The organism is Streptomyces sp. NPDC014861 (genome assembly GCF_043081625.1).
GTDB lineage: Bacteria > Actinomycetota > Actinomycetes > Streptomycetales > Streptomycetaceae > Streptomyces.
The window spans coordinates 55934-63176 of the sequence record NZ_JBIBWV010000036.1 but is presented as its reverse complement, the minus strand read 5'-3'; the positions used below and the strand labels follow the sequence as shown (position 1 = coordinate 63176).

The 7243-nt window shown below is 67.7% G+C and carries 8 protein-coding genes; 6 read left to right on the top strand and 2 right to left on the bottom strand.

Going from position 1 to position 7243, the window contains the following annotated elements; translation table 11 throughout:
- The 3 genes from ACF1BN_RS36465 to ACF1BN_RS36455 all read left to right on the top strand — a co-directional run.
- Nucleotides 1-570, top strand: a 570-nt coding sequence (locus ACF1BN_RS36465) for a restriction endonuclease (protein ID WP_392335901.1), incomplete at its 5' end; no start/stop codon positions are given.
- 125 nt (nucleotides 571-695) lie between these two features.
- Entirely contained in the window at nucleotides 696-1070 is a 375-nt protein-coding gene (locus ACF1BN_RS36460; RefSeq protein WP_392335900.1) for a hypothetical protein, read from the top strand.
- Nucleotides 1048-1488 (top strand): hypothetical protein, encoded by a 441-nt coding sequence (locus ACF1BN_RS36455; RefSeq protein WP_392335899.1) that lies wholly within the window; start codon nucleotides 1048-1050, stop codon nucleotides 1486-1488. The genes ACF1BN_RS36460 and ACF1BN_RS36455 overlap by 23 nt, the downstream gene beginning before the upstream one ends.
- Before the next feature lie 107 nt (nucleotides 1489-1595).
- Here ACF1BN_RS36455 and ACF1BN_RS36450 read toward each other — a convergent pair whose 3' ends face one another.
- Complete coding sequence (locus tag ACF1BN_RS36450) at nucleotides 1596-2147, bottom strand: SUKH-4 family immunity protein (protein WP_392335898.1); 552 nt, start codon at nucleotides 2145-2147, stop codon at nucleotides 1596-1598.
- Between the two features lie 429 nt (nucleotides 2148-2576).
- Between ACF1BN_RS36450 and ACF1BN_RS36445 the strand changes: the two genes are divergently transcribed.
- Both ACF1BN_RS36445 and ACF1BN_RS36440 read left to right on the top strand, forming a co-directional pair.
- The gene (locus tag ACF1BN_RS36445) at nucleotides 2577-3875 is read left to right on the top strand and encodes a GNAT family N-acetyltransferase (RefSeq protein WP_392335897.1); all 1299 of its coding nucleotides are present in this window, start codon (nucleotides 2577-2579) and stop codon (nucleotides 3873-3875) included.
- 209 nt (nucleotides 3876-4084) lie between these two features.
- The gene (locus ACF1BN_RS36440) at nucleotides 4085-4807 is read left to right on the top strand and encodes a hypothetical protein (protein ID WP_392335896.1); all 723 of its coding nucleotides are present in this window, start codon (nucleotides 4085-4087) and stop codon (nucleotides 4805-4807) included.
- A gap of 126 nt (nucleotides 4808-4933) precedes the next feature.
- Here ACF1BN_RS36440 and ACF1BN_RS36435 read toward each other — a convergent pair whose 3' ends face one another.
- Nucleotides 4934-5596, bottom strand: coding sequence for a hypothetical protein (locus ACF1BN_RS36435; protein WP_392335895.1), 663 nt, complete (start codon nucleotides 5594-5596; stop codon nucleotides 4934-4936).
- Between the two features lie 562 nt (nucleotides 5597-6158).
- Between ACF1BN_RS36435 and ACF1BN_RS36430 the strand changes: the two genes are divergently transcribed.
- A complete protein-coding gene (locus ACF1BN_RS36430) occupies nucleotides 6159-6506 on the top strand; it encodes a hypothetical protein (protein WP_392335894.1) in 348 nt (115 codons plus the stop codon).
- The last annotated feature ends 737 nt before the right edge of the window (nucleotides 6507-7243 follow it).

Here is a 7243-nt window from a genome sequence, read left to right as displayed (position 1 = left end):
CCTGTCGCGAGCCTGCATCATCTCGACGCGATCGTCTCCCAGCATCCGTACGACCTGGAGCCTGTGCAGCCTGTCGTCACGTTCGATCTGTCCAGGTACAAGATCGCCCCGGAGCGGGATGTCGTTGCAGGCCTGGACAGCAGGCCCGATCTGCTCGCGATGGATCCGACCGACTTCGAGCACCTGATCCGGAGACTGTTCGAGAAGATCGGGCTGCAGTCGTGGGTGACCCAGGCATCGCGGGACGACGGCATCGACGCGGTCGCGGTCAACGAGGAACCGCTCATCGGCGGGCTGTGCATCATCCAGGCCAAGCGCACCAAGAACGTCGTGTCCGCCGAGACGGTACGGGCGGTCGCGGGGCTCGTCGTCGACAAAGGCGCGTCGAAGGGCATCGTCGTCACCACCGCGTGGTTCGGCAAGGCCAGCTGGGACTTCGCCCCACGCAACCGGGTCGAGCTCATCGACGGCCGCCACCTCAAAGCACTGCTGCTGCAGCACCTCGGCATCGACGCCCTCATCGGACTGCCCAAGCTCCCGCCCAACTGGGCGACCCGCGATGTGACCTGACGGCATCAGGGACAGCTGGGGGCGACACGTCTCTCGGCTCACGGGGCCGGTGCGGGCCCTGGGAGGACCGCGCCAGGGGTGACTACGCCGCGGGGAGTGTCCTCGTGGATATGGAAGGGAGTTTCATGGGCGAGGCCCGGAAGTACACGTCGGGGACGCATGCGGCGTTGATGTCGCTGTGCCGCGGGTTTTGCTACTGGCCTGGGTGCGAGGAGCCGGTCACCCGGTTCGTCGACGGGGAGCACATCCTCAATCTGGAGATCGCGCACATCCGGGCGGTCAGCTCGGGCGGGAAGCGGTTCGATCCGGAGCTGTCGCTGGACGAGAAGAACGCCTTCTCGAACCTGCTGCTGCTGTGCAAGGTTCACCACGTGCGGGTCGACGGACACGGCAGCAAGCAGTACACGGTGGAGCTGCTGGAGGCGTGGAAGGAGCAGCGGGAAAGCGCGGGCGGCTCCGTTGCTGGAGCTGCGGGGGGTGACGGAGGAGCGGCTGCGTGAGTTGGTGTCGGAGTCGTTCGCCTCGTTCCAGGACGAGACGCGCGAGGCGCTGGAGGAACTCGCGCGGATCGCGCCTGAGGCTGCTGCGACGCTGCGGGTCCTGGTGGATGAGCTCCGTGACCCGAGGGTGCACGGGTTCGGGATCGATCCCGATACGGCGTCGTGGCTGCGGTCGGCTTCCGATGGTCTGGGGCATCTGCAGGACACCGCTCCCCTGCTGTGGAAGACCGCGAATGCTCTGGGGCATCTGCAGGACAGTGCGCCCGCGCTGCACTCGGCAGTCGACAGTCTGCGCGGGGCGGAGCACATCGCCCGGGCGGTGCAGGACGGTGCCAGTGAACTCATGCGGGCAGAAGGTCTGATCATGCAGTTGAAACTGGCGGCCGGTGAACTCCGAAGGGCAAGAGACGGGTACTGACTTGCTGCTGCCGTATGCGGTGCGGCGGTCGGTACACAGCTCTTCGGGGTTCGCCGGCCGTCGTCTGGTCTCACATGGCGGCGCTCTGCGTCTCGGGTCAAAGGCGGCTACCAGATGCCGTCGTTGACTTCTTCGAAGATGAGGTGCCACTGAGACTCCTCGTCCGCGAACGGAAGCGGATCGAAAGCAGTGATCCGCGCGCGTAGTGCGTCGAGCTGTTCTTCGGTGTCCGAAATACCCGCTTCCAGAGCCTGGCGCAGGGTCTGGAAGCGGGTGAGGGTGTAGAGGAGGGACTCGACGTCGCGGTGGAGTGGTGTGTAGGTCATGCGGGTCAGGCTGTCGCCGAGGGCATGGACGGTCCCGGAGTTCGGGTCGAGTCCAAGAGTCGTATCGGCGAGCATGCCGAGGACGAGCCAGTCGCGGCACTCCCTGGGGACGGTTCCTCGGGTGTGGTACCAGCGGGGGATGTCGACGTGATCGTCCGCGCGCAGGCTTGCCTTCGCCATGAACCATTCGGTGTCGGGAAGCCCGACCGTGCTCAGCAGGTGTGCAGTGCGGGCATTGAGTCGGATGTGGGGGGCGCTGTAGCGAGGGTAGTGAACGACGCCGGTGAGTCCGAACGCGGTGCGCACCTCGTCCGCGGTGACGGCGAAGTTCATGCAGGGACCTGGGCTGGTGGTCATCGAGGCGGGCTGCAGTCCGAGCAGACGTTGTCGTCGTTGAACTCGAAGTGCAGGCTGCTCGGCGGCAGGTGGTTGGACCTGCAGTCGGTGCACAGGTCTCCGCCGCAGTTTCTGCAGCCGACGTACCGACCACCGGCGTACTCGTAGCGTCGCTTCTCAATCCATGGATCGTCGCAAGCCATGTTCAGTCTCACTTCGTCAAGATCGTCTTTACTTGCCCCAGGTCAACGAGTACACCCATGAGGGGGTCACACGGCCTCGGAGCTGGGATCCGAGGTCCTGGGCTGCTTCGCCCGGAACCCCATCCTGAGCGAGCCGGACCCTCTCGCGTAACCCTGTCTCGCAGTCTGTGTGCCGCGGGCGATACTGCGGAGGGTGTGGAGCCGGCAGGACGAGGAGCAGCTGATGAGCGAGCGGACCATCCATCTCGATGCCGATCCGCGTGACTGGCGCTGCCGGAAGATCCGTGTCCGGGCTCATCGTTGGTACGCCCGGGTCGAGCTCGATCGTGACGGGTACGTCGACGCCGTGTCCTCGCGAGGCGGCACCGCAGAGTTGCCCGTGGCGTACACCGATGCTGTCGAGAAGGTTCAGGACGCGGCCGTCGACCGGCTTTGGTATGACGGCTACCCGGGCGACTTCTCCTGGAGCAACGGGAGTCGCCGGGTCACGTTGCCCGTTCCGTACACGGAGGTTGAGGCAGCGGTCGAAGCGCTGCGTGGGGCGGAGCTTGATCAAGACTACTGCGGGCTTGCGGCACTGGCCGGTCGACTGACGCTGCCGGTGGAGGACTGGCTGGCTCCGGGTGAGCGGGAGTTGGTGCGCGGGGTGGACTTCCACTCGCCACCTGCCGTGTTCCTGCGGTTCCTGCGGGGCAAGGCCAGGCGTGGCGGGCTGCGTCTCAACGGCCGGGCTACGGCCGGGAGTGTGTGGGTGCGCCCCACACTGCCGGCCGCCGAGAAGCAGCTGCGGGAGACGTTCCCTGAGCGGTATCCGGGTTGGGTGGACCGGTGGAGCGGTCATGTCGACTCGGACGACACGCCCTACCGGCCCTGGGTGGGAGGCCGCGACCAGGACCTCGGTCAGCATGCCGTCCCGGTGCAGTTCCGGGTGCCGCAGCTTTCACTCGATCTTGAGTGCCGGTGCGGGTTCCGGGAGCAGGGCGGCGATACCGGCCGTGAGCACGCTGGCCACCATGCGACGTGGGCGCTCGGTGTGCGGGTGCCGAAGAACCTGTTCTGGCCGGGTGACCTGGCCGTGGTGACGACCCAGTCCCCCATCGCGTGGCGCAGGCTCGTCTACAAGGTGGCGGAGATGCCGCAGAGAGAGAATCACTACGACTTCCGTTCCTGGTCCCACCTCGGCGAGCCCGAGGAGACAGAAGACAACGTCCGCGCGTACCTGTTGCAGTCGAACGGGCACGTCGTCGGCTACCTCGCGGCCCACGACACCGATCACCACCGGCCCTGGGACCTCGTCGACGAATCACCGCTCGGCGACGCAAACGACACTGTGCGGCCGCGGGTCGACCTGATCTGGGTGGCGGACACCTACCGGCGCCAAGGAGTGGGCGCCACGCTCGTCCAGGCACTCGCCGACGACTTCGGCTCCCCCGTCACCGAGGTGTCCTGGTCCACACCGATCAGCCAATCAGGGCTCCAGCTCGCACGCCGCCTCTCGCCCGACGGCATCTGGATGAGCTGAACCGCGCCGGCAGGCGCGCGACGGTGGCTCCCCAGAAGGCACCCGCCAGATCCTGTCCGGCGGATCAGGTGGCTTGTTGGTTCTGCTGCTGGCCTTGGTGTCAGTGGGGGAACGTAGGCTCTGCTGATTCTCGTGGGACTCCACGGGGCTGGTGCATCAACAGCAAAAGGGTGGGGCGGGTGGCCGGGGAACACGGGGAGGCGCAGTCGATGGAGGAGCAGCTGCGGGCGTCGGTGGCCTGGGGTCGGCAGAGGCTGGAGGAGATGGGGGTCTTCGCGGCCGAGGACGGTCTGCGGTGGGCTGCTGCTCATGGGCTGGTTCTGTGGGTGTGGCGGAACGGGCCGATCGAGGACGCGCACGCCTCACGACCCACCAGTCGCCGCAAAAACCTTTCTGACGGGGAGATGTTCGCCCGGAACACCTGGCTCACGCGGCAGGCGTTCGACGTTCTGGGATCGGATGACCGGTACAAGCTGTACAAGCTGGAGGATCTGATCCTGGACCGTGACACTGTCTGGCCTGGGTGCGGCGGGACGCTCACGGACTTCGGGTGGGGGTTCCTCGGAGAGATCCAGAAGCACGTAAAGAAGCGGATCGACCAACTCGCCTACGTCGAAGAGGAAGTAGGGCCGGAAGACTTCCTGGTCTTCGCCGGCGCACCCCAGATCGGCACGCATGTCGATCACTACGGAATGCCGCTGTGGCCGGCCTGCGTGGAAGCGGCTCTGCTCCGGCTGCGGGGCGGGGACGAGGAGTTCTGGAGCAAGTGGGGTGAGCTGATGGAACGTGTCGGCCCGGCCCCGGACAGCGTCACCGCGGACCTCGATACGGCAGGCAAGCTCCTACTGGAGTCCCCCTGGGAGCTCGGTTCCGAGGTTCTGGGCTGGTTCGCCTGGAACCCCATCCTGAGCAAGCCGGACACGACAGCATAGCCATCTCCGCAACCAGCTCGGCTCCTGGCGGCAGCTACACGTCCCCGTCAGAAGCCGGGCATGGTCGCAAGGTTCATGCGCTCACGCACACTCGCACCGTGCCGGTCGCCTAAAGCTCGCCCTCGTCTATCGCCATGCTTCCGGGTCCGCCTTGACCGCGGCCCCAGCAGCCCGCAGGAATGCCTCTGTCTGCCGCTGAACAGGGCCCGGTCCCAGCGCGTTCAACGCCGCCTCGTCCCCGACCGCGGCCATCCGCTGACGCATCTCCCCGGATGCGGACATGAAGTCCGCCTCCAGGATGTCCGCGAACTCCGGGGGCACTTCGCGCACGTCTTGGACGATCACCAGGACGAGCCGCTCCCGGGCGTAGCCGACGGTGCGGACCTGCCATCCGAGTTGGCGTGCCGCACGCCGCATCGCGGCGCGGATCAGTTCCAGGCCACCCAGCGCCTGGGCGTCCACCGGGTGGAGACGGGCCTCCAAGGCTCCACCGTAGCCACCGGCTCCTTCGGGACAGCTAGCCTGAAGCACCGGCTTCAGTGCCTCGGCCAGAGCAACACACCGCGGGTCCTTCGACAGCGCGGGCCGTTTGGCCGGCGCAGGTTCGGCTGTCACCGTTGCGGCGGTGGTCGGCTCCGCGCTGGAAGGGGGCTGCTTCGGCATCGGCACGTCGAGGTTCTGCTGCAGGACGGCCAGGGCCTGCTGCATGCCGGATTCGTCGAGCCGGGTCGGGAGAAGTCCTGCGTCGCTGCAGGCGATCACATGATTCAGGGCCTTCTGGTAGGCCATGGGCTGGGCGGAGGCGAAGGTCCGTGCCAGACGCGTGCGGTGGGTACGACCGGACATCACGATCCCATCAGGCCCGCAACATCGGATACACCCCACCGCACTGTGTATCCAGCAGGCCGTGGAAGTGAAAGGTCAGATCCGAGCCGGAGTACATCACTGTGGTCCTGGCGGCGGCCGGGTTCACCCAAGGCGGTGGCCCTACGGGGTGGAATGCGCCCACAAGCGCAAAGCCAGTATGCCACCCGGCTCTTCACAGCACCGGCAAACAGCCGGCATTGCGTTGCGGCTGCGAGCCAGGCCGCGCAGCAGGCCGGCCGACGCAGGAGACGTTCACCGCCCCCGCGCCCACAGACGCGGCCGACGCGGCGCAGAAGGAAAAGGCCGTTGGTCTCGGCTGCGTCCTTCGCCTCCATGTGCCGGCTCGATGGGCGGCCCCGAGCGGCGTCTGGCACTCATCTGCGCCGTAGGGGTGACTCAAGTGGTGGAGGGCCAGGGTGGTCGGCGTGTCCATTGATGTGGAGTGCCGTTGCTCGGGCAGGGGGCTGAGCGGAAGGACAGGCGCATGTCGTACGGATACGGTGGCGGTCCCAACTGGCCGATGATCCAGGCACGGCGGCGAGCCGAGGAGGACGCGGCCCGCGCCCACAGTGCGGCAGCGGTCGGCCGTGCCACGGCTGGTCGCTGGCAGGAGGCGTTCGAGACTCTGGCCGGCACGGTTCGGGCGGCGGCCGAGCGTGGTGGTGCCGAGCACCGGGAAGGTGGCCGGTGCTGTTGTGTGGCCTGCTGGGACGCGGTCATCGCCGGCCTGGCTGCCGACGCGGAAGCCCGTACGCAGACCGCGGGAGACGCCGGATCCTTCACGTTCTCGCTCGACGACCTCTTCCACGGCGGATCTCAGCAACGTCCCTGATCTCTCCTCTCCCCCGGCCCGCTCGCGTGGCGCCTGGTCCACCGGCTGGCGGCCGTCTCGCTCCTCCGCGGCGCTGGAGTCAAAGACCGAACCCTGCGCGGCCGACAGCACAGCAGCGGGTCGCTCGGGCTCCGGTGGACTGGTCCACCGTCCGCGGGGCACCCGGCGACCCCCGCAAGCCCCCGTCCCGGCCACGTGTCCACGCTCCGCGCTGCCGCACCGAGAGCACAAGCCGCCCGCGGCATCGACTGCCGGACGGGGCCCCTGCTTCGCGCAGGGGCCCCGTCCGGCTCAGTGGAGCATGGGGGCTTCAACTGCCCTGGATCGGATTTCTGTCAGCGCTGCGAGAGGTAGACCCACGCTGCGGTCACCAACAGCCCTCCGGCCGAGGTCGCAGCGCCCTTGACCGCATGGACCGCCAGGAAGGTGCAGGCCCGCCGAAGACGGCCAGGTACCCGAGCAACCCCGGCGGGGTCCCCTTCCCGGCCGGCGGTGTCATCGGTCGGGGGCTCTTGCGGCGGTCCGGACGTAGCCGGCGAAGTCATCTCCCCGGCACCGGCGCACAGGGGGGCGGCCAGGCTGGAGTCATGAGCAGCCTCGGTCTGCGAAGGCAGATGGACGTGCTTGGTGGCCATCGTTCGCTCCTCTGGTTGGGCCGGCTGCCCGACGGCGCCGGTCGACACCTCATAAGGGCGTATCCGCACCGGAACCCACGCCGGAAAAAACTTCGCGAGTTT